The sequence below is a fragment of the Marinomonas sp. genome (assembly GCF_039940335.1).
Taxonomy (GTDB): Bacteria; Pseudomonadota; Gammaproteobacteria; order Pseudomonadales; family Marinomonadaceae; genus Marinomonas.
Genome location: NZ_JBDVGW010000005.1, coordinates 247,525 through 273,710, shown reverse-complemented (window position 1 = coordinate 273,710; position 26,186 = coordinate 247,525). Strand labels below are relative to the sequence as shown.

General features: G+C 45.3%; 29 protein-coding genes and 1 pseudogene. 11 read left to right on the top strand and 19 right to left on the bottom strand.

Annotation, left to right across the window (positions count from 1 at the left end; all coding sequences use genetic code 11):
- Positions 1–54: 54 nt before the first annotated feature.
- The 5 genes and pseudogenes from ABJF92_RS03370 to ABJF92_RS03350 all read left to right on the top strand — a co-directional run bounded on the left by ABJF92_RS03370 (position 55) and on the right by ABJF92_RS03350 (position 4,886).
- On the top strand, positions 55–1,017 hold the full coding sequence (locus ABJF92_RS03370; protein WP_446814435.1) for a nickel/cobalt transporter: 963 nt from the start codon (positions 55–57) through the stop codon (positions 1,015–1,017).
- On the top strand, positions 1,017–1,505 hold the full coding sequence (locus ABJF92_RS03365; RefSeq protein ID WP_446814434.1) for a Fur family transcriptional regulator: 489 nt from the start codon (positions 1,017–1,019) through the stop codon (positions 1,503–1,505). Before ABJF92_RS03370 ends, ABJF92_RS03365 begins: the two co-directional genes overlap by 1 nt.
- Positions 1,502–2,275 carry a zinc ABC transporter ATP-binding protein ZnuC gene (gene znuC, locus ABJF92_RS03360; protein ID WP_446814433.1) on the top strand — a complete coding sequence of 258 codons (774 nt, stop codon included), beginning with the start codon at positions 1,502–1,504 and terminating at the stop codon, positions 2,273–2,275. Before ABJF92_RS03365 ends, znuC begins: the two co-directional genes overlap by 4 nt.
- 47 nt (positions 2,276–2,322) lie before the next feature.
- Positions 2,323–3,134 (top strand): annotated as a pseudogene (gene znuB, locus ABJF92_RS03355) (zinc ABC transporter permease subunit ZnuB).
- A 120-nt stretch (positions 3,135–3,254) separates the two neighbouring features.
- Positions 3,255–4,886 carry a methyl-accepting chemotaxis protein gene (locus ABJF92_RS03350; RefSeq protein ID WP_446814432.1) on the top strand — a complete coding sequence of 544 codons (1,632 nt, stop codon included), beginning with the start codon at positions 3,255–3,257 and terminating at the stop codon, positions 4,884–4,886.
- On the opposite strand, the gene ABJF92_RS03345 is transcribed toward ABJF92_RS03350, so the two are convergent.
- From ABJF92_RS03345 to ABJF92_RS03315, 7 genes are all read right to left on the bottom strand, one after another.
- Positions 4,867–5,346, bottom strand: a complete 480-nt coding sequence (locus tag ABJF92_RS03345; RefSeq protein WP_446814431.1) for a DoxX family protein — start codon at positions 5,344–5,346, stop codon at positions 4,867–4,869. The genes ABJF92_RS03350 and ABJF92_RS03345 overlap by 20 nt on opposite strands.
- Positions 5,347–5,371: 25 nt before the next feature.
- On the bottom strand, positions 5,372–6,127 hold the full coding sequence (locus tag ABJF92_RS03340; protein WP_446814430.1) for an HvfC/BufC family peptide modification chaperone: 756 nt from the start codon (positions 6,125–6,127) through the stop codon (positions 5,372–5,374).
- A gap of 10 nt (positions 6,128–6,137) precedes the next feature.
- Positions 6,138–7,031 carry an MNIO family bufferin maturase gene (gene bufB, locus ABJF92_RS03335; protein ID WP_446814429.1) on the bottom strand — a complete coding sequence of 298 codons (894 nt, stop codon included), beginning with the start codon at positions 7,029–7,031 and terminating at the stop codon, positions 6,138–6,140.
- A gap of 12 nt (positions 7,032–7,043) precedes the next feature.
- Positions 7,044–7,319 (bottom strand): BufA1 family periplasmic bufferin-type metallophore, encoded by a 276-nt coding sequence (locus ABJF92_RS03330; protein WP_446814428.1) that lies wholly within the window; start codon positions 7,317–7,319, stop codon positions 7,044–7,046.
- A gap of 101 nt (positions 7,320–7,420) precedes the next feature.
- Positions 7,421–7,612, bottom strand: coding sequence for a zf-HC2 domain-containing protein (locus ABJF92_RS03325; RefSeq protein WP_446814427.1), 192 nt, complete (start codon positions 7,610–7,612; stop codon positions 7,421–7,423).
- 3 nt (positions 7,613–7,615) lie between these two features.
- A complete protein-coding gene (locus ABJF92_RS03320; RefSeq protein ID WP_446814426.1) occupies positions 7,616–8,245 on the bottom strand; it encodes an RNA polymerase factor sigma-70 in 630 nt (209 codons plus the stop codon).
- 87 nt (positions 8,246–8,332) lie between these two features.
- Complete coding sequence (locus ABJF92_RS03315; protein ID WP_446814425.1) at positions 8,333–8,890, bottom strand: gamma carbonic anhydrase family protein; 558 nt, start codon at positions 8,888–8,890, stop codon at positions 8,333–8,335.
- Between the two features lie 207 nt (positions 8,891–9,097).
- Here ABJF92_RS03315 and prlC point away from each other — a divergent pair, with 207 nt between their 5' ends.
- Together prlC and ABJF92_RS03305 are read left to right on the top strand one after the other, a co-directional pair.
- Positions 9,098–11,128, top strand: a complete 2,031-nt coding sequence (gene prlC, locus ABJF92_RS03310) for an oligopeptidase A (protein ID WP_446814424.1) — start codon at positions 9,098–9,100, stop codon at positions 11,126–11,128.
- 22 nt (positions 11,129–11,150) lie between these two features.
- Positions 11,151–11,411 (top strand): YheV family putative zinc ribbon protein, encoded by a 261-nt coding sequence (locus ABJF92_RS03305; protein WP_446814423.1) that lies wholly within the window; start codon positions 11,151–11,153, stop codon positions 11,409–11,411.
- Between the two features lie 52 nt (positions 11,412–11,463).
- Here the strand turns inward: ABJF92_RS03305 and ABJF92_RS03300 are convergent, their stop codons facing one another.
- Positions 11,464–11,994: a DUF3750 domain-containing protein gene (locus tag ABJF92_RS03300; RefSeq protein WP_446814422.1), complete on the bottom strand. Its 531-nt coding sequence runs from the start codon at positions 11,992–11,994 to the stop codon at positions 11,464–11,466.
- A 187-nt stretch (positions 11,995–12,181) separates the two neighbouring features.
- Between ABJF92_RS03300 and ABJF92_RS03295 the strand changes: the two genes are divergently transcribed.
- The 3 genes from ABJF92_RS03295 to ABJF92_RS03285 all read left to right on the top strand — a co-directional run bounded on the left by ABJF92_RS03295 (position 12,182) and on the right by ABJF92_RS03285 (position 14,486).
- Positions 12,182–13,396: an MFS transporter gene (locus ABJF92_RS03295; RefSeq protein WP_446814421.1), complete on the top strand. Its 1,215-nt coding sequence runs from the start codon at positions 12,182–12,184 to the stop codon at positions 13,394–13,396.
- Between the two features lie 78 nt (positions 13,397–13,474).
- Positions 13,475–13,984, top strand: a complete 510-nt coding sequence (locus ABJF92_RS03290) for a glycine cleavage system protein R (RefSeq protein ID WP_446814420.1) — start codon at positions 13,475–13,477, stop codon at positions 13,982–13,984.
- 160 nt (positions 13,985–14,144) lie between these two features.
- Positions 14,145–14,486 (top strand): zinc ribbon domain-containing protein YjdM, encoded by a 342-nt coding sequence (locus ABJF92_RS03285; protein WP_446814419.1) that lies wholly within the window; start codon positions 14,145–14,147, stop codon positions 14,484–14,486.
- A gap of 103 nt (positions 14,487–14,589) precedes the next feature.
- On the opposite strand, the gene ahpF is transcribed toward ABJF92_RS03285, so the two are convergent.
- From ahpF to ABJF92_RS03235, 10 genes are all read right to left on the bottom strand, one after another.
- A complete protein-coding gene (ahpF, locus tag ABJF92_RS03280) occupies positions 14,590–16,137 on the bottom strand; it encodes an alkyl hydroperoxide reductase subunit F (RefSeq protein ID WP_446814418.1) in 1,548 nt (515 codons plus the stop codon).
- 137 nt (positions 16,138–16,274) lie between these two features.
- Entirely contained in the window at positions 16,275–16,832 is a 558-nt protein-coding gene (gene ahpC, locus ABJF92_RS03275; RefSeq protein WP_446814417.1) for an alkyl hydroperoxide reductase subunit C, read from the bottom strand.
- A gap of 190 nt (positions 16,833–17,022) precedes the next feature.
- Positions 17,023–17,946, bottom strand: a complete 924-nt coding sequence (locus tag ABJF92_RS03270; RefSeq protein WP_446814416.1) for a 5-oxoprolinase subunit C family protein — start codon at positions 17,944–17,946, stop codon at positions 17,023–17,025.
- On the bottom strand, positions 17,936–18,658 hold the full coding sequence (gene pxpB / locus ABJF92_RS03265) for a 5-oxoprolinase subunit PxpB (protein WP_446814415.1): 723 nt from the start codon (positions 18,656–18,658) through the stop codon (positions 17,936–17,938). Before pxpB ends, ABJF92_RS03270 begins: the two co-directional genes overlap by 11 nt.
- A gap of 4 nt (positions 18,659–18,662) precedes the next feature.
- A complete protein-coding gene (locus tag ABJF92_RS03260; protein ID WP_446814414.1) occupies positions 18,663–19,415 on the bottom strand; it encodes a 5-oxoprolinase subunit PxpA in 753 nt (250 codons plus the stop codon).
- Positions 19,416–19,438: 23 nt separating this feature from the next.
- Complete coding sequence (locus tag ABJF92_RS03255; protein ID WP_446814413.1) at positions 19,439–20,746, bottom strand: TRAP transporter large permease; 1,308 nt, start codon at positions 20,744–20,746, stop codon at positions 19,439–19,441.
- Complete coding sequence (locus tag ABJF92_RS03250; protein WP_446814412.1) at positions 20,746–21,264, bottom strand: TRAP transporter small permease; 519 nt, start codon at positions 21,262–21,264, stop codon at positions 20,746–20,748. Before ABJF92_RS03250 ends, ABJF92_RS03255 begins: the two co-directional genes overlap by 1 nt.
- A gap of 112 nt (positions 21,265–21,376) precedes the next feature.
- On the bottom strand, positions 21,377–22,339 hold the full coding sequence (locus ABJF92_RS03245) for a TRAP transporter substrate-binding protein (RefSeq protein WP_446814411.1): 963 nt from the start codon (positions 22,337–22,339) through the stop codon (positions 21,377–21,379).
- Between the two features lie 89 nt (positions 22,340–22,428).
- The gene (locus ABJF92_RS03240) at positions 22,429–23,229 is read right to left on the bottom strand and encodes a putative hydro-lyase (protein ID WP_446814410.1); all 801 of its coding nucleotides are present in this window, start codon (positions 23,227–23,229) and stop codon (positions 22,429–22,431) included.
- Positions 23,230–23,332: 103 nt separating this feature from the next.
- Entirely contained in the window at positions 23,333–24,238 is a 906-nt protein-coding gene (locus tag ABJF92_RS03235; RefSeq protein WP_446814409.1) for a LysR family transcriptional regulator, read from the bottom strand.
- 174 nt (positions 24,239–24,412) lie between these two features.
- Here ABJF92_RS03235 and ABJF92_RS03230 point away from each other — a divergent pair, with 174 nt between their 5' ends.
- Positions 24,413–24,994 (top strand): DUF502 domain-containing protein, encoded by a 582-nt coding sequence (locus ABJF92_RS03230; protein ID WP_446814408.1) that lies wholly within the window; start codon positions 24,413–24,415, stop codon positions 24,992–24,994.
- Positions 24,995–25,043: 49 nt separating this feature from the next.
- Here ABJF92_RS03230 and ABJF92_RS03225 read toward each other — a convergent pair whose 3' ends face one another.
- Positions 25,044–26,081 carry a glycosyltransferase family 9 protein gene (locus ABJF92_RS03225; protein ID WP_446814407.1) on the bottom strand — a complete coding sequence of 346 codons (1,038 nt, stop codon included), beginning with the start codon at positions 26,079–26,081 and terminating at the stop codon, positions 25,044–25,046.
- Positions 26,082–26,186 lie beyond the last annotated feature (105 nt).

Here is a 26,186-nt window from a genome sequence, read left to right as displayed (position 1 = left end):
TCTAAGTCAAGTGTTATACTATAACAATTAAATTTTTATTAATGGGTAGGTGTTATGGTACGGCACGCCGCTTTTTTGGCCTTATCGTTTGTTTTTCTGGCAGGGCCAGCATTCGCCGCAGTCGATTTCTTCGGCTACCAAGAATTTATTCAATGGGGGCTTGCTCAACAGGCGCAACTGCATCGTGAGTTAGTGACCTTAGTTCGAGCCATTAGCCAAGATGCGAGCCCAGCTTTGTTGTGGAGCTTGATGTTTGCCAGCTTTATGTATGGCGTGTTTCACGCCGCGGGCCCTGGTCATGGTAAGGCGGTTATTTCAGCTTATATGCTAGCAAGTCGTTCTTCTGTTAAACACGGAATTGCCTTGTCTTTTGTTTGTGCGTTGGCACAGGCTTTAATGGCCATTGCTCTTATGCTCGTACTCGGCCAGCTGTTTTCCTTGGCGGGTAAAGCCATGCAGATCAGTCGCTTGCTAGAGATTGCTAGTTTCTCAGCGGTGGCACTAATGGGGATGTGGATGCTAACTCGGCTGCTGCGAGGTAAATCCAGTTGTGGGCACGATCACTCACATGACCATGATGACCACACACACCACCATTGTTCTAGTGAACATTTGCACTCTCCCGCTTGTCATCACAAGCATGATCATGAAGTTCATGAGCATCAAGCGGCCGAGCAAAAAACTGCACAACGCAGCCTCTGGGCGATGATTTTAGCGGTGGGCATTCGTCCTTGTACTGGGGCGGTATTAGTCTTGTTGTTTGCCATGAGCACCAACATCTTCTTATGGGGGGTTGCTGCCACTTTTGCGATGGGCCTAGGCACTGCCATTACAGTGTCTGCTTTGGCGGCGGTCAGTGTCTTGGTGCGTGACACCGGCTTTATGGTCAGTGGTTCACAGGGCGTATGGCGTGCTCGTCTTAGCAAGACCTTTTCCTATGCTGCGGCATTAGCATTGATCTTAATCGGTAGTTCCATGGTATGGGGCTACATGATGAATTCAGGGAGGGCATTTTAATGGTATTCGACCAACATGATCACAATCACAATGCTTGTATCAAACAGGCCTTAGCGACAGCGGAAACGCTCTGTTTAGAACAAGGCCAACGCCTGACCAAAGTACGCCGTCGTGCATTAGAACTCATCTGGGAAAGTCATCGTCCATTGGGGGCTTATCAGCTGCTAGCAAAGCTCGCCGATGAAGGCTTTAATTCGGCCCCGCCAACGGTCTATCGTGCATTAGACTTTTTGCTGTCAACGGGACTGATCCATAAAGTAGAGTCCATGAATGCATATTTGGGCTGTGCCCATGCGGACAAACCGCACAAAGGGTATTTTTTGATTTGTGACGACTGTCATATTGTCATGGAATTTGACTATCAAGATATACATGCATCTCTCGAGAATAAAGCCATGACGCAAGGTTTTGCATTACGCTCAGAAACCATTGAACTAACAGGTGTGTGCCAGGATTGCCAGACCCACGAAGGGGAAACAAAAGAATGACTCAACAATTGGCGGCCTTTAAACAGGTTGGCATCTCATTTGACGGTCGAACATTATTAGACCAAATTGATATGACGATAAACGAGGGCGAAATCGTTACGTTAATTGGCCCTAATGGTAGTGGTAAGAGTACTCTAATTAGGATTCTTTTAGGGTTGCAGGCTCCAACCATAGGGCAGATAGAGCGGCACCCGTCTTTGCGGATTGGTTATATGCCTCAGAAGCTACATATTGATCCGACTCTTCCTTTAACCGTGAAGCATTTCTTAGCTCTGGTGCGCGGTGTCGATAAAAAACAAATTCTCCCAACGTTAGAAAAGTTGGGTATTGCACATTTATTACAGTCTCAAGTGCAAGTGTTATCTGGGGGGGAGACTCAGCGTGTTTTATTGGCGCGAGCATTATTGAACCGTCCTAATTTATTGGTGTTGGATGAACCCGTACAAGGGGTGGATGTTAATGGACAGGTAGAGCTTTATAACCTTATTGAAAGCATACGAAATGAGTTGAATTGTGGGGTTTTAATGGTTTCCCATGACCTGCATTTAGTGATGGCAAAAACCGACACGGTCGTCTGTATTAATCAGCATGTCTGCTGTTCTGGAACGCCGCAACACGTGACGGGTCACCCTGCTTATCAAGCTTTGTTTGGGGTGCCGGGCGCTGATGAATCCATCGCAATATATGCCCATCAACATGATCATGTTCATGATGACCATGGCGATATTTTATCCACACAAGATGATGCGCATCGTCATTGCCATCATTAATCTGGTGAGTTAGATCCCCTTGTTACCGATTTGGAGTACTTTTAATAATGTTTGATATTTTACTCAGAGCGCTGTTGGGAGGCTTGGGTGTTGCGGCGGTTGCCGGTCCTTTAGGGGCGTTTGTCGTATGGCGTCGCATGGCCTATTTTGGCGATACTCTGGCTCACTCGGCTTTGCTTGGCGTCGCGCTTGGTTTCCTGTTTGATGTGAATTTGAATCTAGCCATCATAGTGCTTTGTGTGGGCTTGGCCGCAGTTCTAGTGGTTCTGCAGAAAAAACATATTATCGCCACAGATACATTACTGGGGATTTTAGCGCATTCAGCTCTATCATTAGGTTTGGTTGCCGTCAGCTTTCTAGATAATATCCGCATTGATCTAATGGCTTATTTATTTGGTGACTTGCTAGCGATCAGTCCAGAAGACTTATATTGGATTTATGCAGGTGGTTTAGCTGTTATTTCACTTTTAGTAATTTTTTGGAAACCTTTGTTAGCAATGACGGTCAATGAAGAGCTGGCTAAAGTGGAAGGTTATCCGGTTGAGTTCATTCGTTTACTACTGATGCTATTGGTGGCCTTAGTTATTGCCGTGGCAATGAAAATTGTCGGGGTGTTGTTGATCACTTCTTTGATGATCATTCCGGCAGCCACCGCACGAAAGTTATCTCGAACGCCCATTCAAATGGCCAGCATGGCAAGTATTATTGGCTGTCTTGCTGTCTTGCTGTCTGTGGTGGCATGTGGGCATCTTATCAATGGGATACACCCACAGGACCAAGTGTGGTGGTGTGTGCTGCCTTTTTGTTCTTGGTGGCTTATACCGTGCCCTTTGCTCGTTCACGCAAAGCCTTACCATGAAATCACTAAAGCAAAACGCTTCATTGTAGACATAGTAGTTCAGCTGTTAGGATTAAATAGATTATGGACGTCTAACGAGTTAATGGTTTGGAACCAATAACAAAATGTAGAGGGTGATTTATGTTGGGTTTTGCAAGTATTCGTAGCCGTCTAACGACAAGTTACATAGTGTTATTAGCCTTGTTGATTTTAGTCATTGGTTTGTCTGCAACACGCTTTCAGCTACTGTCGAACAATATTCGTGGCATTGTTGATGAAAACGCCGCATTGGTGGATTTAGCAGGTGAGGTAAATGTCAACGCGGAAAGCCTCGCCAGCCGCTTACTACTGCTGTTTGTGCTCGAAGAGCGAGATGCCCGAGTGGCAATCTACAAAGAAATAGACGAGCGTAATAAGCGTCTAGATGACAGTTTAGCAGCCATGTCTGAGCTCGTTCAAGACCCTGCTAATAAAGAGATGGTAGAATCCCTCAAAGCTCAACGAGTCGTTTATCAAGCCGCGTTACAATCCACAGTGGAAGCGTTAGAGTTCGGTGAGCTGGCCGATGCTAAGGCTCTCATGGCAGGTTTAACTCGGGCAGAACTGCAAACCTTTCTAGATCAAACTCAAGCTCTGTCTTCTCGTGAACGTAATATGATGCAGCATCGCCAATCTGAGATTTTAAGTGAAGCGGATATTGCTATTTGGTCGACTGTTGGTGTCGGTATTTTAGCTATCCTTATTGGTGCAGTCATGTCTGTGTTGATTACCCGTAGCATAGTCACGCCATTAAGTTATGTGGTGAGCATACTCGACAAATTTGCCCGAGGAGACTTATCCCAAACGATCGAAAGTGAACCGAAAGGCGAGATTGGTCAATTATTGGCGAGTGTTAAGCGCATGCGTTTAAGTTTAATCGATGTTATTGAGAAGATTGATCAAAACGTTGGCGTGGTGGTTGATGCAACCGAGTCCATGTGTAAGAACGTGAAAGATGTGCAGCAAGGCTCACAAACTCAAGCCCGTATGGCTAATGAAATCCAGCAGTCCGTGGGGGAATTGTCCGGTGCGGCAGGGGTTATTTCTGAGCACGTAGGCGTTTCTCGAAATCAAGCAGAAGCCGCCCACGATCTTGCTAAGCATGGTAAGCAAGTGATCACGGATGCAGTGCAGGATATTACCTCTGTTGCGGCCTACATTAATGAAACTTCTCACGCCGTAGCACAGCTGACCAACAACGCAGTGACCGTCACTGAGTTTGTAAACAGCATTCGAAACATTGCCGAGCAAACCAATCTATTAGCACTGAATGCTTCTATTGAAGCCGCTCGTGCAGGTGAAACTGGTCGAGGGTTTGCCGTTGTCGCTGATGAGGTCCGTAATCTTGCCACCAATACCGCAGAAGTGACCGCATCGATTGATGAGGTGATTACCCGTATCGCGAGTCTTTCTGAACAGATTTCCGCTGAAATGTCTCAAGGGCAAGAGAAGATGCGTGTTGGCGTAGAGCAGATAGAAAACGTTGTTGCGCCTTTACAGCAGCTTGAGGCCGATTCGGCTCAATCTTTGAGTAGCCTTGATGAGTTATCTCTCTTGGCACAACAGCAGGCGAACGAGGCGAGTGATATTACCGAGCATGTGACACGAATTGTCGAAGTGACGAGCAGTAACGAAGCCACGTCAGAGCAATTAAGTGAGCTCACTGATACCTTATCAGGGTCAGCAGAGCTCACTCACAAAGCAACACGAACCTTTACGCTGCCGAACGTTTAGTGATTAAGTGATCGACTGAAAACGCGCCTGCGCCACGGTACATTAGTACAAGAGCAATCGCTAACCATGTGCCGTGGGTTGGGTAGGCATCAGGGTAAACAAACAGTTGAATGACCATTGTCATCGCCGCTAAACCAAAAGCAGCCAAACGCGTAAATACTCCCGCTAATACCAAAATAGGTAAAATGTGCTCTGCTAAAGTCGCTAACACAGCGGCGATCATAGGCGGTATCAGGGGCAGGTTGTATTCGTACTCAAATAGAAAGGGCGTGGTTTCTGCCAATTGAGGCCAGTCGAGTTGAAATTTCATGGCAATAAAATCAAGAGAAAAGCCCTCAATTTTGGTTTGGCCGGATTTCCAAAAAACCGCTGCGATGGAAAAACGTGCGATAAATAGCATCAGTGACTCAGGAATCTTTTTGAAAATTCCCTCACTGGTTTTTAGTATCAAAGACAACATAATGGCTCACCTTAAATTGAGAACGTTAACGGGATGCTTTTTGTATTTGGGTTAATACTTTCCACTCTATTAACTTAGCGAGGCTACTCCCTAAGTCAAAATCTTCTTCATCTGGGGCGGCTTCCGCTAAGGACTTGCCCTGCAATAAGTTTTTAAAAAAAATCGCTTCGGCTTTAGTGATGATATGCAATTGGGCGTATAAGTGCGACTTCACCAAAAATAAATGTTCTGTCGAATCTACCTTCACCTCACCTAAGCGGGTATTACCATCATTAAGATGGGCTTTGTATATTGAGCCTATGGCGTAGGGCGAAACAAAAATTTTCGAACTGGTGGGCAGTGCAAGCAACAAATCACTAGGATCTTCTACTTGTGAAAATGCTTCAGCCACGTCTTGCTGCGACAAAGTAGATTCTTCGGCTTCATTGGTGAGTGTCAGCATGCCGTGCTCAAGCGCCGCAAGGTTGGCCAAAAAAGGCAAACTTTGGGCGGGTGGAAACTGAGCAATAAAGTCAGCAAAATGCTCACCATATTCACTGATCACTGGGCTTTTCGGTAAGTTTTGCTGAACGTATTCTCTCGCCATTGCACGAAAAAAGTCTTCTCCGACAAGGGTCTGTGTTACCGGAAAAATATCGCTTAGAGCATCGATGAGAGAAACGAAAACGTTATTGCGATAGACGTTAAGACGAGCTTCTTTTTCAGTAATAGAAGGGGCGTCTACAGTTTGATAGAACTGGTTGTCTTCACTTAAAAGTGCCGCTTGGAACTTTGAGTTCACACTTATCCCCTTAGGCCAAGCTACGGCGAATATGGTCCGCATGTTGTGCTTCGGCAAGTAATTCTGACAGTGGTGGTAGGTTTCCGTCACGCTCTATTAAAGTAGGGCAATCTTGCGTGAGTTGCAAAGTGTGGCGATACAGTTCCCAAACTTGGTGGCAAACAGCGGCATCGTGGCTGTCGATTTTCAAAGGCACCGTTGGATTGTCGTCGAGTGTGTGTCCAGCCAGATGTATTTGCCCAACAGAGGCCACAGGGAATGCGTTTAGGTACTCGAAAGGGTCGGCAGATCGATTGAAGCAAGAGACCTCAACATTGTTTACATCCAATAATAAGCCACAGCCAGTACGCTGGCTCATTTCGGATATGAAATCTATTTCGCTGCGATCACTATGAGTAAACTCAAAATAAGTCGAAGGGTTTTCGATCAGTACCCGACGCTGAAGGGCATTCTGTAATTGATCTATGTGTTCACAGACTCTGTTTAAGCTTTGCTGATCGTATGCCACAGGCAACAGGTCATTAAGAAAGGCATTGTTGTGAGTTGACCATGCTAGGTGTTCAGAAAAAATTTCTGGTTGCATGTCATTGACCAGTTTTACCACCCGCTTAAGGTGCGTCTGATCAAGAGGCATTTCGCCACCGAGAGATAAGCCTACACCATGAATAGTTATAGGGTAGTGTTGTCTGATTTTTTCTAAATGAAAACGTGCTGGGCCGCCTGCGCTTAAGTAATTCTCTGCATGAATTTCAAAGAAACCTACTTTAGGGCGATCCGTTAAAATAGTTTGGAAATAATTGGCTTTCAGGCTAATGCCTGTTTGGGATAGAAAGCTTGAGGGTGTTGTGTCACCCTCATCTTTATTAAGCACTTGTTGTCTAAGAGCTTGTGTCGCTGAGTTCATGATAAAAGCGTCTTAGAAAGCTTTTAGTTGGCCGAAACCAGTTGCAGAAGTTTTAGATTCCATTTCAACACAAGAGCCTGCTGGAACAAGTTTCCAAGCGTTGCTTTGGAAGTCTGTTTTAGATGTACCTGCACAAGATGTACCTGGGCCCGCTGCACAATCGTTTTGACCTGCTAATGCAACGCCGTAACATTTTTCTTTGCTAGCGGCTTCAGCAGGTGCGGCAACGGCTGTAAGAGCGATGGCTGTACCTAGAGCAAGAGATAAAGAAGTTTTAGTGTTTTTCATGGGTATTTCCTCTTTTCGTTTAAAGGTAAGACAGTCATGTCTTATGGTTACATTGAGTTAGTCGTAGGTCCCTATTGATTTATTACACAAAAAAATCAAATTTATTTTTTGTGAGATGTTTCAGGGTCCATATAAGCTTTAGCAATAAAACGTAAATCTTCCATCTGTTTGCCAAACTGACGGCAAGGGGGACACATCGCAGTGTGCATTGCCAAAGCAAGCTTTTCCTTTCTGTCCAACGGTCTATCAAGTTTTTCAGATAGCAGTTGGGTGGCTTCTTTACATTTCATCATAGTCTAAGAATTCTCCACTTGAAACCAGTTGTCCTCCAGACATTCACGAAGGCGTAAGCGCGCGCGATATAGGGTGACATTCAAATTACTGACTGACATTTCTTCATTGTGGCAGATTTCTGCGGTATCCATTTCTAGGAACTCCCGCATCATAAAAAGTCGACCATATTTTTCTGGTAAACCATTTAAACAGGCGTCAAAAATCACCCAAAAATCTTTGTTTTCTACATGATGATCGGGTTGATCCCACTTTTTTGGACGCTCGTTCATTTGCCAATGTCCGTTCTCGACAAATAATTGATCCATTAGAGCCTCACCATTTGTGTTACTTCCATTTTCAAGATCGGAAGCCGCTGAATGGCGTTTTTCTTTGCGAAGCAAATCAATTATTTTGTTTTTCAGAATACTAAACACCCAGGTTTTAAAGGCGGACTTTCGAGCAAAGCGTTCTATGTTTTGGTAAGCCGATATCATAGCCTCTTGCACCGCATCTTCCGCTAGCTGAACATCTCGGACCTGTAATACCGCAAATTTTTGCATTTGATTACGTAGATCCTCAATAAAAACAGCATCGTGGAAGATAGCCGCTGTTGGAGCACTTTCTATATCAGACGTTGACCTTGCATTGCTCATTCTAGCCTCGGTTTAGTATTCAATGATTAGACGGCGTTGTTCACACTTTATTACACAAAATATGAAAATTTTTAAAAAGATGGAGTATCAGTCCCTATTGGGAGCTGAAAGTTCCCACTCGGCAAGGTATTCATCTTTAAGTTTCACATAGTTAAGACCTGCATATTGGAAATATTCGATCTCTTTTTCGCTTAGCGGACGAACTTTTTTAGCCGGGGAGCCCAAATACATAAAACCGGATTCAAGTACTTTACCGGGTGGCACTAAGGAGCCTGCACCGATAATGACCTCGTCTTCAATCACTGCCCCGTCTAGTATGGTTGTCCCCATCCCGACCAATACTTTATTGCCAATCTGACAGCCGTGGAGCATGGCCATGTGGCCAACGGTGACATCGTCGCCTATGACTAGCGGATGGCCTTCAGGCTTGTAGCTACTTGCGTGAGTGATGTGTAAGCATGAGTTATCTTGAATACTGGTACGAGCGCCGATGCGAATGCTGTGCATATCACCACGAATCGCCACTAGGGGCCACACCGAACTGTCGTCGCCAATGTGAACATCGCCAATCACTACTGCGTTTTCATCAATCCAAACTCGTTGGCCTAGTTGAGGGGTTTTGCCTCGAAAAGATCTCATCACCATAATGTTTCTCTATATTGATTGAGCAAGGTTGTTTGTTATTAACCTAATAGTTATTTATTCATTGAAAAAACACAATTACTACCTATCTAATAGGTAGAGTTTAAAAACAGTTTGGCACGTGAGTACTGCTGTCTCACACATTGGATGTGAGCCTATTCACCCGTTACATCGTGCCCAATATACTTATTCAAAAAAGGATATCATGTTATGTCACAATCTGTTTGGGACGCGACCAGTTTACCTGTTTTCTCAGCGGTTAACGTACAGACAATAGAAAGCGAGTTGGACAAGATACTGGCCCATAATCAGCAAGCTATTGAAGCTTGTGTTACGAATAATACTCAGCCTACATGGGAAAGTTTAGTGTTACCTTTAGATCAATTACATGACGATCTAAATAATTTTTGGTCACCTATAAGTCACTTAAATTCCGTTAAGAATTCCCCGGAGATCCGTGAGGCTTACAATGCCTGCTTACCTAAGCTGACTCAGTTTTATACTGAACTTGGGCAAAACAAGGCGCTCTATCAAGCCTATAAAGCCTTAGCAGAAAGTGATCAAGCTAAGCATTTGTCGGTGGCACAAACCGAAGCACTAACTCAAACCATTAAAGATTTTGAACTTTCTGGTGTGGGTTTAGAAGGGGCAGCAAAACAGCGTTATGCAGAAATTAGCCAGCGGTTGTCTGAGCTAGGCAGCCAGTTTGGTGAAAATGTGTTGGACGCAACGCAAGCTTGGAGCAAGCATATTACTGACGAGCGCGAATTGTCTGGCTTACCTGAATCGGCTCTCGATCAAGCAAAACAAATGGCACAGGCTAAGGCCTTAGATGGCTGGTTGTTTACGCTCGATTTACCTTCTTATATTCCTGTGATGAGCTATGCAGATAACGCCCCATTACGAGAAGAAATGTATCGCGCTTATGCCACTCGCGCTTCAGATCAAGGTGGCGAGGTGAAATTCGACAACGCGAACCTGATTGACGAAATTTTAGCGCTACGCCATGAAATGGCAGAAATTTTGGGGTTTGAGAACTATGCCGAGTTATCTGTCGCGACAAAAATGGCCGACAATGGTCAGCAAGTCATTGATTTTCTAAATGACCTAGCGAGCCGTTCAAAACCTTCCGCAGAGCAAGACTTGGCGCAATTAAAAACCTTCGCCAAAGCGCAGTATGACGTTGAAAGTTTGAATGCTTGGGATATGCCCTATTACTCGGAAAAGCTACGCCAACACGAATACAGCTTGTCCCAAGAAGAGCTAAGACCTTACTTCCCAATGAACAAAGTGTTGTCTGGATTGTTTCACGTGGCACAAACCTTATTCGGAGTGTCAATCCGCGAGGAGCAAGACTTCGATAGTTATCACAAAGATGTGAAGCTCTTTACCATCAGTAAAGAAGGAGAAGATGTTGCGCGCTTCTATCTTGACCCATACGCCCGTGAAGCGAAGCGTGGTGGTGCATGGATGGACTCTTGCCGAACGCGCCGCAGACTAAGTGATAATCGTCTTCAGCTACCGGTTGCGTATCTTGTTTGTAATTTCACGCCACCTATAGGTGACAAACCAGCCTTGTTAACTCACGATGAAGTCACCACTTTATTCCATGAGTTTGGTCATGGTTTACACCATATGCTAACGCAAGTAGATGTATCCTCCGTGTCTGGGATCAATGGGGTTGCTTGGGATGCGGTAGAGTTGCCAAGCCAGTTTATGGAGAACTGGTGCTACGAGCCCGAAGCCTTGGCTCATATTGCTGGCCACTATGAAAGCGGTGAAGCTTTACCCGTGGATTTATTGGATAAAATGTTAGCCGCTAAAAATTTCCAATCAGGCATGCAAATGGTCAGACAGCTGGAATTTTCACTGTTTGATTTCCGCCTACACAAAGAATATCAAACAGGCATGTCGGTACAAGCTGTGATTGACGAAGTGCGTAGCCAAGTGGCGGTTACCGCACCCCCGAGCTTTAACCGTTTCCAAAACAGTTTCTCGCATATCTTTGCGGGTGGTTATGCTGCCGGCTATTACAGCTATAAATGGGCTGAAGTATTATCTGCCGATGCTTTCTCGAAATTTGAGGAAGAAGGTATTTTCAATACGGTAACCGGTGCCCACTTCCGTGATACCATATTAGCCAATGGTGGTTCCCGCCCCGCAGCGGAATTGTTCGCTGATTTCCGTGGCCGTGAACCAAGTACGGATGCACTTTTAAGGCACAGCGGTATTGCCGCTTAACCCGAATATGGGTGGAGAACTAATGACAGTTAAACGTTTTATCGCGGGAGCCGTATGCCCTCGCTGTAGTGAGATGGATAAGATTCGTGCTTGGCGAGATGATGAAGCGGAAAAACAGTTTCGTGAATGCATTGCTTGTGGCTATGAGGATACTCAATCTACTAGCATACAAGCGCAGTCACCTGAATTGGTAACCCGCGTCAATCAGCCGCATGTGAGTGCCCCAGAAGCGGAAGAAGTTGTGATTAACTTTATTCCGAATCCTGGCATGACCAAGCATTAACCTGTGGATGAAACGCAAGCGGTCGACCTGAATAGGTAGGCCGCTTTTTTCTTTAGTGGCTTGCGTAGCCACTACCAATGGCACTAAAAGGCATGTTTAGTTCTAGTTCAGGTATTTCTTTGCCCAACCAAGCAGGAAAAGTATTGCTGTTTGGTCCTGGGAAAACCGTGTATTCATTGGCCCATGGATAACGCGCTACCGCGGTGGTGATTTCAGGGATTAAACGAGCGGCTTTTTCACCACTCAGTGACAGCACTTTTTCTGGTTCGGCACCGAACCAATAGCGATCAGGGGTTTCGGTATGATATTCATTGAGTGCCGGTAAGCCTCTTTTGACTCGCCAGCCAGTGACTTCATAAACTGTATATTGACTGGCATTTTCTGGCTTAACGGCCACCCAAGTATGCACGGCAAACCAACCTCGCCAGCTAAAAGCATCTGCTGCGTAAAACTCAATCACGGCTTCTTTATGCTCGTCTGGGTTAGGTGCAATACCGGCTGGCTCACGGCTGGCGGTTCGCCAATCGGCATTAGAGCAGGCGCTTAAAAGCAAAGCGAGTAACGCGTAACTTATATATTTCATCGAATCTATCCTTGTCATTGGCGAGTACTCATCATTATTACCATGCTGGCAACGTAAAAGTAGATGAGAAATTAGGAGCTAATAGGGATAATCATCTAACAAAATCCGTACCACAAAGTGCCATGAGACCGTAAAGACAACCAAATCAAGATAGGGAAGTTCGCTCAAGTGATAGTAGGAGAAAAGATTGGCCAGTACATTTAGATCGTTATCGAACCCTAATTATCGAATTTGGTTTTGGGGTTCAGCCATTTCAAATATCGGTACTTGGCTACAACGAACCGCCCAAGATTGGTTGGTGATTGCAGAACTGTCCGATAAAAATGCCGCAGCCGTAGGCTTGGTGGTATTTTTACAATTTGCGCCACAAATTCTGCTATTGCCGATTACGGGTTGGACGGCAGATAGGGTGGATCGACGTAAATTACTCTTTATTACTCAAACGCTGATGGCGGCCTTGGCCTTGCTCTTAGGAGTATTGGTGATCAGTGGTCATGTGGTGTTATGGCAAGTGTGTGGCTGTGCCTTAGCGCTAGGCTGTGTGGCGGCTTTCGATGCTCCTGCACGTCATGCTTTTGTTTCCGATCTAGTCAATGAAAAAGCACTATCTAATGCGGTGGGGCTAAATTCTGTGGCCTTTAACAGTGCACGTCTTATAGGACCTTCTATTGCCGGAGTACTGATCGCTTTGGTGGGCAGTGGTTGGGTGTTTATGATAAACGTGTTGACCTTCTTTCCGCTACTTTTAGGGTTATTTGTTTTACGTAGACGCTTGCCAAAAAGAGCAGCGGATGTGTCATCCAATGGTCCGAGCATGGCCAGATTTTTAGATGGCTTTCGCTATATTTGGCAACACAGAGAAATGGCCGTGATTTTATTTATGTCTTTTTTGATCTGTAGTCTAGGCATGAATTTTTCAGTGTATCTGTCTGCCATGACGGTACATGTATTTGAAGGCCATGCAGACCAATACGGATTGCTCATATCCATGATGGCGATCGGCTCGATTTCGGGTGCTGTGGTCACAGCAAGTCGTGCCTCAGCGCCGACCTTCCACTTTATGATATTAGTGGCCGCCATGTTTGCACTAAGTTGCTTATTAGTATCAATGGCGACTTCATTTTTGTCCTTTGCTGGACTGCTGATCTTGCTGGGCTTAAGTTTGCAGCTATTCACAACCTCCACTTCATCTTATATGCAAGTGGCGACAGAGAAACCCTACCGTGGTCGAGTTATGGCCGTGGTTATGGCCACAGCATTAGGCAGTACAGCCATTGGCGCACCCTTGGTTGGCTGGGTAGCAGATACTTTTGGTGCTCGCTGGTCGATCGGTATGGGGAGTATTTCTGGGGTGTTAGCGGCATCATTAGGTCTGTGGTATCGTCAAAAAAAGCTAAGCTAGAAACAGAGCCATCTTCGTAACCCAGTGGTTTTATCAAGGATGGGCCACACAAGATAATAACAAGAGTAGGAGTACCTTATGTCACAGCATTTAGTGTTAAGTTTTATTGGTGATGACAAGCCTGGTTTGGTAGAACGCCTTTCAGCCACTGTGGTAGAGCATCAGGGCAACTGGCTGGAAAGTAAAATGTCTCACCTTGCCAATAAGTTTGCCGGGATTTTGGTGGTATCTGTGCCATTAGATCAGAAAGACGCCCTGATCCATGCCCTACAAGATGATGAAAAGCTCGGGCTTCATATACGCGTTGAAAGTGGCGATGTGGTGGAAACCGACAATACTTTGGTGTCCTTATCTGTGGTTGGGAACGATCGTCCGGGTATTGTCCGTGAAGTTTCTCAAGTGCTGCATAACTTAATGGTTAACGTGAAATCCCTTACAACCGACTGCGAGCCAGCTCCGATGAGCTCGGAAATGTTGTTTAAAACGGATATGGAGCTATCCGTGCCAAACGACGTATCTTTAGAGGCATTAGAGTTAGCGCTAGAGAAAATCAGCAGTGACTTGATGGTTGAGTGGCCTCAGCGTTAATGCCTGCCTACCTAGTCCTCAGAAGCTATTAAGGCAACGTTGCAGAACTTACGAGAAAGTAAGTTTTGCTCTTTCTGAAATCTCTTGGATAAAACATAAAACCCTAAGAAAAATAGGGGTATAATGCCGCCATTATTTTATGCAACTCAAGGAAATGATTATGGCTCTGCCCAATTGCCCACAATGTAACTCGGAATATACTTACCAGGATCAAGACCTATTGATCTGCCCTGAGTGTGCTCACGAATGGAATCCCAATGAAGTGTTGGTGGATGAGGATGCCCTAATCATCAAAGATGCCAGCGGTAAGCTGTTAGAAGAAGGCGATAAGGTTACTCTAGCCAAAGACTTGAAAGTGAAAGGTTCTTCTCAGGTTTTAAAAATCGGCACCAAAGCCACCATCAAGCGTCTTGTCGATGGCGACCATGACATCGACTGTAAGGTGGATGGTGCAGGGGATATGATGTTGAAATCACAGTTTGTGAAGAAAGCTTCTGCTTGACCCTCAACTAAGTTAATTCATAAACATAAAAAACCACCCATCAGCTAGGCTGAGGGTGGTTGTCGTACTATGAAGTTCTCACTTCATTTCTGGGGTACCCGGTTTAATTTCGGATTAGGTAATCAAATGCGCCCAATGCAGCGGTGGCACCTGATCCCATAGAAATTATGATCTGCTTGTAAGGTGTTGTTGTCACATCACCGGCTGCGAAGACACCTGGTAGAGACGTTTCACCGTGACTATTGATGACAATTTCACCACGGTTCGTCAGTTCTAATGTGTCTTGCAAGAATTCACTGTTTGGCACCAAACCGATTTGCACAAAGATACCTGCGACATCTAAAAGGTGAGATTCATCTGTCTTACGATCAGTGTATTTCAAGCCAATAACACGCTCGCCATCGCCTAGTACTTCTGTTGTCATCGCTTGCTTGATGATGGTGACGTTTGGTAGCGATTCGGCTTTTTTCACCAATACATCGTCGGCACGTAGTGTGTCGCCAAATTCTAGAACGGTAACGTGCTCAACAATACCTGCAAGGTCAATGGCGGCTTCAATACCTGAGTTACCACCACCAATAACGGCGGTTTTCTTGCCTTTAAACAAAGGACCGTCACAGTGTGGGCAGTAAGCAACACCTTTACCGCGATACTCTTGCTCACCCGGTACGTTCATTTCTCTCCAACGAGCACCAGTGGCGAGAATGACAGACTTACTTTTCAGTACTGCGCCATTTTCAAGCTCTAGCTCAACGAATTCTTTTTTCTCTAAACGCACTGCTTTCTGTGTTTTCATCACATCAACATCGTAATCTAATACGTGTTGTTCTAGGCCTGCGACCAGTTTCGGGCCGTCAGTGGCTTTTACCGAGATAAAGTTCTCAATGGCCATGGTGTCAGCCACTTGGCCGCCAAAGCGCTCAGCAACAACACCGGTACGAATGCCTTTACGTGCAGAGTAAATCGCTGCTGCCGCCCCTGCAGGACCACCACCAACCACTAATACGTCGTATGGCTCTTTTTCTGCTAAAGCCGCCGCTTGTTTGTCCGCCGCACCGGTATCAACCTTGTTCAGGATCTCGTCCAGTGTCATACGGCCTTGGCCAAAGTGCTCACCGTTTAAGTAAACGGAAGGTACTGCCATGATGTTTAAGTCGTTTACTTCGTCTTGGAACAAGGCGCCATCAATCATGGTCGCTGTCACTTTCGGGTTCAATACGGCCATCAAGTTAGTGGCTTGAACTATGTCTGGACAGTTGTGGCATGAAAGGGAAATGTACACCTCAAAGTTTAACTCTGTATCAAGAGATTTAATTTGCGCTAATAATTCTGGTGCCGCTTTTGATGGGTGACCACCTGCTTGCAACAAGGCCAATACTAATGAAGTGAATTCGTGGCCCATTGGGATGCCAGCAAAACGCACGCGTGGAGCCTCGCCTTTGGCACCGATCGCCATTTGAGGTGCGCGACCGCTGGCATTGTCTTCGATAGTTAAGGTGATTTTGCTGCTTTCTAGCTCGGTAATTTCGCGAGCCAACGTTAATAATTCGGATGATTTTTCTGAACCGTTTGTGGACACAGTAATCTCAATCGGATTAACGATATTCTGTAGGTATGTGCCCAACTGCTGTTTTAAGTTTGCTTCTAACATGATGTAACCCATTATGATTGAGTGGTTATTTACTGCATTTTTATATTTCTAGTATCTTCGAAATAAGATAGTAAAAAAATATTTTTAGAAATAGCCCCCCTCTTAGAAGGGGGCTTTAGGCTAGTGTCTAATCGAAATTAGATTTTACCTACTAGATCTAGAGAAGGCGCAAGAGTCGCTTCACCTTCTTTCCATTTAGCTGGGCAAACTTCACCTGGGTGAGCGGCTACGTATTGTGCAGCTTTCACTTTGCGAAGTAGGTCTTCAGCGTCACGGCCGATACCTTCAGCAGTGATTTCCATTGCTTGGATAGTACCTTCTGGATCGATCAAGAAAGTAGCACGGTCAGCAAGGCCTTGACCTTCACGCATTACGTTGAAGTTGTTAGTGATGTTGCCTGTTTGGTCGCCTACCATGAAGTATTTGATTTTGCCGATTGTTTCAGAGCTGTCGTGCCAAGCTTTGTGAGTGAAGTGAGTGTCTGTAGATACAGAGAATACTTCTACGCCACGTGATTGTAGCTCTTCGTATTTGTCAGCAACATCACCAAGCTCAGTTGGGCAAACAAAGGTAAAGTCAGCTGGGTAGAAAAAGAAAACAGACCATTTGCCTAAAACGTCTTTTTCTGAGATCTCTACGAACTCACCGTTTTTGTATGCTGTTGCGTTAAATGGTTTGATTTGTGTGTTGATCATTTTGTTTCCCCTAAAAATGAATTAAGTGTGTTAAGAACAGGACCTATAGTAGGGAATATTTTAGCATTGGTAAAATTATTATTTTTTTACACTCTAATAATAAAAAACTATCAGGTGTTTTGGAGGGATTGTTTGACTGCATACCTACCTGAGCAAAGTCAGGCAGGTATTGGGTTGAGCGTAAAAATGGCTAGCGCCACTGTGCGAGACGAGACATCTGTAAATGTCTTTGCTGTTCCGCTTGATCTATGGTGATGGGCGTAAACTGCACGCATTCTCCTGGCTTTTGTTGCGACAAGATGGCGCCGCCAGCACTGGTAATACAGCCCATTTTTGGATAGCCGCCAATGGTTTGTCGATCTCTTAGCAGAATGATAGGTTGGCCATCTTTAGGAATTTGAATGGCCCCATAAGCGATGCCTTCCGAAATAATGCCTTTTTGTTCACTGTGAATGGCGACCCCTTCCATGCGGTAACCCATACGGTCACTGTTTGATGAGACTTTATAGTCGCTCGAAAAAAAGTGTGCTCGTTGACGTTCTGAAAAAAACTGGTATTGATAACCTAATACCACAGGGATTTCAGTTTGGCTGTAATCAGGAATGGCGAGACGTGGCACGTTTCTATGTACGTGTTCTGTCGTTGGGGTAAAAGCTAGGCGATCGCCTTTTTGCAACTTGTCTCCCTTGCCGGTCAGACCGCCCACTTTTTCTCGCATGACGGTGGCAACACTGCCCAAAATAGGCTCACAAAAAAAGCCTCCTTTCACCGCTAGGTAAGCTCTTAGCCCCCAGACCGGTTGCTGGAAACTCAACACGTCGCCTTTTTTTATGGCGTAGGTTTGCCAAGGCACAATGCTTTTATCGTTCAGTTTGGCGGCTAAGTCCGCACCTGTGATGGCGATACTGGTAGCGGCATGTGCCTCTAGAGTAAGCATGCCGAAAGTGATTTCAATTTGTGGCGCATTCGTTGGGTTGTCAAGTAAGGCATTGCCCCAACGAAAGGCGATTTCATCCATCGGGCCACCTGTGGTTAGGCCGATAGATTGATGGCCATGGCGACCTAGGTCTTGAACTAATGCCAATAAGCCGGGTTTTACCACATTAAAAGCCATCTAACTGTCCCCCTAATACTAAAAACTCATCTCTGGAAATGGCTTCAAAACGTACCGCATCACCCATGGCAATCAGGGCAAGATTTTTGCTGCCCCAATCGATCAGGTTAATCGGTGTGCGGCCAATGATTTGCCAGCCACCCGGTGTGACACTTGGGTACACCGCAGTTTGATTTTCAGCAATGGCAACACTGCCGGTGGGGACTTTCAGTCTAGGGGTGGTTTTACGAGGGACATGCAATTCATCGGGTGTATTGCCTAGAAAAGCAAAACCTGGGGTAAAGCCAATGGCGTAGGCTCGATACAGAGTCTGGCTATGGCGCTGAATGATCTCTTCTATGGATAGCTGACAATGCGCCGCCACATCGTCAAGGTCTGGCCCAACTTCCGTACCGTAATACACAGGAATCACTACTTCACGTATATCGGCCTGTAGGCTTTGTTCTGGGTCAATCTCTGTAATGGTGTCGCGGATGGTTTTGCAAATAGCGTAGCGGTCAAAATGGTCGCTATCAAACACCACTAATAAGGTGGTGTAAGAAGGGACTAGATCCACGATGCCGGGTAACACTTTAAGATAACTTGTGACCAAGGCTATTTGATTCGACACCTGCTCATTGATGATTTCAGAGAAACGTAACAAGCAGGCGTGGTCGCTCACCATTTCTATGCTTGGCATAGTAATCGCTGGTTGTTGATTGGGTTGTTTCATAGGATTACTTTACCGCTGCACCATTAAGTTGGTCGACTAAAGCTCGAATACGTGTCACGGCTTCTACCGCATGGCTGCCGTCCCCATGAACGCAAATGGTGTCGGCATGAATCGCGAGCTGTTTGCCTGATGAAGTAGTAAGGGTGCCGGTTTCGCACAGTTGCGTAACTTGTTGCTCGATAAGTTCAAAAGAAGCATGTACAGCAAGAGGCTCTTTACGAGGGGTAAGGCGGCCTTCGTCGGTATAGAGACGGTCAGAAAAAGCCTCGAACCATACGGTTAAACCGTATTTCTCAGCCATGACTTTGATCTCTTCTGCTTCTGGTACAGCCATGACCATTAGAGGTAAATTTGTATCTAATTCACTCACGGCTTTCATCACTGTTTCTAGCACTGAGAAGTCTGCCATCATGGTGTTATACAAGGCACCATGGGGCTTAACATAGTTGATTTGCGTGTTGTAGCTTTTACAAATGCCCTGTAACGCACCGACTTGATATTGAATAATGGCTTTTAGCTCTTGTGGGGCAATGTCCATGTTGCGGCGCCCAAAACCTACCAAATCTGGGTAGGCTGGGTGAGCTCCAATCGTGACATTATGCTCAACAGCAAGGGCGACGGTTTTTGCCATGGTGTATGGGTCGGAAGCATGAAACCCACAAGCTACATTTGCTAAGTCAACAAACGGCATGATTTGATCATCTAAACCCATTTTCCAAGCGCCAAACGCTTCACCCATATCACAATTTAATTTCATTATTATCTCCTTGTCCTAACTGACTAGTTCTGGGACATGGTGGTTGGTAAGTAAGTCACTATTTCAGGGAATACACTGATTAATAGAATAGCGACACCTATGAGTAGGAAGAAAGGCAGTGCCGCTCTAGCGACGTATAAGATGTTTTTGCCGGTAAGGGCTTGGATGACAAAGAGGTTAAAGCCCACCGGCGGTGTTATTTGCGACATTTCAACAACCAGTACGATGAAGATACCGAACCAAAGCAAATCGATATTGGCCGCTTGTACCATAGGTAAAATAACCGCAACGGTCAGGACCACAACGGAAATTCCATCTAAGAAACACCCTAATATTACGAACAATACGGTGAGGTATAAGATCAATTCCATCGGTGACAAAGACATGGAGCCGATCCACACGGCCAATGCTTTAGGTATGCCGAGGAAACCCATAGCAAGGGTCAGGAAGTGTGCCCCGACTAAGATAAAGCCGATCATACACGAGCTTTTTACGGCTCCTAGTAAGCTGTCCATAAAACTGTGACGGCTTAAGGAGCCCGTGCAAGCGGCCAGTACTAACGCGCCGGTTACACCAATGGCCGCGGCTTCCGTTGGTGTCGTAATACCACCATAGATAGAACCCAGCACAAAACCGATTAAACCGACTACGGGCAGCAGTTGGCGTAAACCTTTAATGCGGGCGCTCCAGCTGCTTTCATGACCCGTGCTTTTTGGTAGTTCGTCTTTGTGTAGGTAGCCCCAAATCATGGTGAAGCCCATAAATAATGACACTAACAGCAACCCAGGCATGGCTCCGGCGATAAACAATCGAGCAATGGATACTTCTGCTGCCACCCCATACACAATTAAAATAATGGAAGGTGGGATCAATAAACCAAGCGTACCCGAACCTGCTAAGGTGCCGATGGCCATACGATCACTGTAACCCTGCTTACGTAGCTCAGGTAAGGTCATGCGGCCAATGGTGGCGGCAGTTGCTGCAGAAGAGCCTGAAACCGCGGCGAAAATACCACAACTTAAGATATTAACGTGTAGCAATTTACCCGGTACGCCTCCTAACCAAGGAGATAAGCCTTTAAAGAGATCCTCGGATAAGCGGGTTCGAAACAGCACTTCCCCCATCCAGATAAATAACGGCAGAGCGGTGAGTGACCACGCCGTACTTGCACCCCAACTGGAGGTAGCGAAGAGTAGGTCAATTTGATAGTTCTCTGACAGTATGAGTCCTAGACCGCCAATGGTGATCAGGGTAAATGACACCCACACGCCCATAGAAAGCAAGGCAAACATGCCAAACGCAAGGAGGATTGAAATCCACATCATGTCCATTAAATTTCCTCCAAGGATAAAGCGTCTTCTTGCTCAGAATAGCTAGGTTTTTGGCCGCGTATGACCATGATCCAAGCGTCTAAAATTGCTAAATTTAAAGCAATGACACCGAGGGCAACGGGAATTTGAGGAATCCATAAAGGCACAGGAATATACCCATAGGAAACTTCTTCATAAATATAAGACTCGTACACCATGTAGGAGCATGAGTAGCTTAAAAAACACAGTAAGAAAAAGGCCAAACTTAAAATCACGCCTTCTTGAATACGTCGTGGCAAGGGTGAGAAACGCTGAATTAACAGTGTTACGCGAATATGACCACCTTCACGAAAGGTATAAGCAAGCCCTAGAAAAGTTGATGCAGCTAAGGAATAACCGGCAAAATCTTCAGCCGAAGGGACAATAAACCCAAACAGTCGACCAACGATTTGTGCGAGCAGCAGTAAGGTGATCGCGACAATGAAAAAACCGGATAACAACCCAGAGCATTGGTAACATTTTTCTTTTATATGGCTCATAGTGTTCTCTTTTTGGAATAAAAGACACCGTCTAACCTGGCCGAAGGAGTTAGAAACCAAGCCAGACGGTGAAAGGAGGACGCGGTGTATTAGGACAACAGCAATTGCCTAATTAATTTTGGTAGCGAGATAAGATGGCGCCAACTTCTTTAGGGTCTTCTGCTAACCATTCTTCTGTCATCGTTTTACCAATGGCTTGCAGCTCTTCAACTAGCTTAGCGGTAGGGTCGGTAACTACCATACCTTTCTCGATTAGAGTCGCTTTGTCTTTCGCAGCGCGTGCAGCAACGCCAGTCCAGCCTTTTTGCTCAGCATTTTTCGCAGCATCTAGGATGATTTGTTGAGTGGCTTTATCTAGGCGACGGAAAGCGCGCTTGTTAACCACTACGATGTTCTTCGGAATCCAAGCTCTAACATCCGTAAAGTGTGAGACATAATCCCATGCCTGGCTGTCTACACCTGTAGAAGGCGAGGTCACCATGGCTTGAATAATGCCAGTACTGAACGCCTGAGGAATATCTGGTGTTTGTATCGTCGTTGGTGTGGTACCCATTAGATCCGCTAGGCGTGATGTAGATGGGCTGTAAGCACGCATTTTTGCGCCTTCAATATCTTCTAGGGAGTTGATTGCCTCTTTACTGTAAAGGCTTTGTGCAGGCCATGCCACAGCATAAAGTAGTTGCATACCATCTTTATCGAGTTGTTTTGCAACAGAAGGCTTAGCTGCTTCCCATAGCTTCTCAGCTTCTTCATAAGTCGTGGCCAAGAAAGGAATGTTGTCATGCTTATAAACTGGATTTTCATTACCTAGGATGCCTAGGAACAACTCACCCATTTGCACTTGACCTGTTTTTACGGAACGTGGGATTTCTGTGTGTTTAACCAGCGAGCCGCCAGAATGCACGGTAATGTCTAGGTTACCTTCAGATTTGTCTTTAATCTCTTGAGCAAATTCATAAGCGATTTGCGTTTGCAAGTTACCGTCACCGTAAGGTGTTGGCATGTGCCATTTGTCAGCATAGCTAGCCGTTGATACAAGTCCGCCGATAAGTAGAGCACTGGTTACTTTTAACATAATTCCTTCCTCTTAATGATGCGTTATCTTTTCATTATGGTTTTAGGTATATCCGACACCTGACAAGGCCAGGTGGTAAAGCAATCGTTTTAAAGAACGGATAAATCCGTATCTAGAATATCGGTGATGAGCATCTTGCCAGGTGCATGGGTGATGCAAATGGGTGGCTTGGCATTGCGTAGTGCCACTTGTGGGGTCACACCGCAAGCCCAAAAAACAGGCACTTCACCTTCTTTTACGCTCACCGAGTCACCAAAGTCTGGTTTGGTTAGGTCATTAATGCCAATATTTTCTGGGGTACCAAAATGTAAAGGCGCGCCGTGAGCTTTAGGAAAGCGCGTGGTGATTTGTATGGCACGAATGGCATCTTTGGGTTGGTATGGACGCATGGTGACCACAGTGTTGCCGTAAAAACGTCCTGCCGGTACGGTGGCAATATTGCTCTCGTACATGGATACATTAACGTCTTCTTCAATATTGCGTGGTGTCAAACCCGCTTGTGATAGCGCATGTTCGAATGAGAAAGAGCAACCTAGTACAAAGGCCACCATATCGTCTTGCCACAAATCTTCAATGTCGCTACGGCTTTCAACTTTTTCACCATTGCGGTAAACAAAGTATTCAGGAATGTCGTGGCGCATATCAATGTCTTGACCAAGTTCTGGCAGTTTGAAACTGCCGACTTCTGAAACGCCAATGAGAGGGCAGGAGACAGGGTTCTTTTGGCAGAACAGTAAAAAATCATTCGCCCAATCGGCCGGTAAAATAACTACATTGCCTTGCATCGCCCCTGTAGCTAGACCGCTGGTCGGGCCAGTATGGCGCTTGCTTCGAATGGCTTGACGCAATTCATAGGTTTGTTGCAATAGTGGTGCTGCCGATAGACTCATTGTGCTTATTCCTCATTCTTGCCACATTTCTTACATTCAAGAGTAGATGTTGTGGCAGAGGAAAGTCTAATCGTGTTTTTTTTGCTTGTTTGATAAAAAATATTTATCGAATGCTTTTTCTTTCATACTCCTGTGCCGCTTTTACAGCGAACTCAACGGCCACTTCTGCTAATGGGTTAAAAGGGTCATTAGAATAGGATGCGGTAAATTTCAAAGGGCTTGGAGACCAAATAGTACGCAGCTTTTTCAGCGTGCCTCGCTCTAATTCTTTACCAATGATCACATCTGGTAAGGTTGAGATTCCCACAGCATCGATGGCTAAACTGCGACAAGCAGATAAGGAAGTGGAAGCAAAAAAATGTACCGCAGGCCCTTCAAGCTCTCTCAGTTTTTGATTGATTTCTACATAAGGGCCTGTGGCTTTGGCGTAAGTAATGATGGGCCATTGAGTAAGCTCTTCCAGATAGAGCAGGCGATCAGGTAAGTCTAGATGTGGGCTGGCCACCCAAGAAAGCGGAAAGGTACATAGCTCTCTATTGACTATATTAGGCTCAGATATTGGTCCCATGAGAAGGCCCAAATCAAGGGTTCTTTCTTTCAGTGCCACCGCTAAAGCACTAGAGATGTCGACCGTCATTTCGACGTCTAAATTCGGCATGTTTTTGTGTAAACGGGACAGGAAGTCAGGCAGCCAAGTATGGACTATGGTTTCAGAAACACCGAGTCGAAGCACGCCCGAATAAGCGGTCGAGATTTCTGCGCGTTTTCTGAGCTGCTCTGTTTGATAAAGAATTTTTTCGACATAAGGAAGCAACTCTTTGCCCTTGGACGTCAAAATAATAGGACTAGAGCCACCTTCTCGTTCAAATAGCTTTACCCCCAAATCGCTTTCTAATCCCGTAATGCGTGCTGAGATGGCAGGTTGTGTGGTGTGCAATCGTTCCGCTGTTTTGCGGAAACTGCCCAAAGTAGCCACCCACACAAAAGTTTCTAGGCGTTTGTAATTCACCAGCAGGCTCCTAACAAGTTGTTTAAAGTTAATAGTGAGAAAGAGTATAAGGTGGCCGGACGATGAGCAATCTTTTGTTGTGGCAGAGAACAAATGGCCGCTTAATCTAGAGTATTCCCTGCTCTAGTTGGCGTACAATGTGGGAAAATCTTCAGCGAATAAGGCGATGTGATCATGAATAAATTGATGTCTTTATTATTAAAAGGGCTTGCAGCGGTACTACCGATAGGCTTAACGGTTTATTTAATCTACTGGCTACTTTCCAAGGCTGAGGAAGTGACTAAGTCACTATTATTATGGGTAATGCCAGAGGACTATTACTTTTTGGGGCTAGGAGTATTAACCAGCCTTGTGAGTCTAGTGTTGATTGGCTTATTGGTTAACTTGTACGGTATTCGCTATCTGATAAAGCTGAGCCATAACTTATTCGAACGTATCCCTTTAGTTAAATCTCTCTATGGCGCGATTAAAGACATGATGAAGGTCTTTAATCTATCTGAAAAAAATGACATGAAAAGCGTGGTGGCCTTGGAAATGAACGGGGCACAAATGATTGGCTTTGTCACCGGTGAGCAAACTGGGCAACGGCTGTTTAAAGAACAAGATCTAGTGGGAGTTTACATTCCTCTAAGTTATCAAATCGGTGGGATTACCGCTTACGTCTCCCGTGACCGCTTAACAGAGCTGGATATTGGCGTTGAAGAAGCGATGCGTATCGCGATTACTGGGGGAGTGCAGGGTGGGGAGAAACCCTAAAATAGAATTAGCTAGACTCTTATTATGTAAAAGTCTAGCTAATGGGGGGTTATAGGGCGTCTTGAATACCTTGTATTATTTCGTCGGCAGAGGGTGTCGTTGCATCAGGACGCATGACAATATAATGATCCTCATAACGTGGTGTGTAGCGAAATGGCACGGTAGAAAAGAAAATACCGACAGTTGGTGTATGTGTTGAAATACCAATATTGCGCACACCTGTATCAGGTGCAACTAGAAGACTGGCTTTCGCAATCAAGGTCACCAACTCATCAAGGTCAAGACAAGGCTGAATAGAAAAGTTTCTCGCTGACGACACTAGGTCTTCTAGATAATCGCCCTTTTCAAAGTCATTTTTACCTTCTAAATACACGTGTTGATGATCAGGGAATTTCTCGATGGCCTTTACCATTACAGTGCGCATTTGTTCTTTGGTTAAAATTTTTCTTAATTGCGAAGCACCATTGAAATACAGAATAAACGGTTTTTCTTTTTCGCAAAGCACTTGATGGTCTGGGTAGGCGAAATCGAGTCGACGCGGTGGGTTATGGCCCAAAACTCTCAGCATGTCGAGCATAGTTTCAACCTCCGCTTGAAAGTCGGAACGCCACACACACAAATTATATAGGGTGCCGCGATGTAAGGGCTTATAAGGAAAGCCTACTTTCAATTTGGCTTTCGTAAGCAGTGTCATCCAATAGGAGCGATTTGTACCAGCAAGGTCAAAAATAATGTCTTGTTCACCAAGCTCCTTGATATTCGCAAACTTTGCTTTCACGCCTTGGTGCTGTGTATCACCTTTACCCGGCATAATATGAGTTTTATCAACCAGATCAATCGGCATACCGTACTGATAGTTTGACACACCTACTAGCGTAATCTCGGCATTCGGGAAGAAACGTCTCGCTTCGATTAAGAAAGGCCTTAAAATGACTTGATCACCAAGTGCTGCGTGGCGAATTACAGCTATTTTTTTAACGCCCTCTGGAGAGAAGTCAGAGGTGATATACTCACGGGCCTTTTTTGTAACGTATGCCCCTTGTTCAAACCAAAGGTTTTTCATGCTCGCAAGCCATGGATGTTTCATGTGATGTCCTAAAGCCCTGTAATATGGTCAAATTTTCAATACAATTGATAAGAATTAGAACATAGCGTTGATGATAGGTAAATTAGGAACTTGCTTGCACTGTAT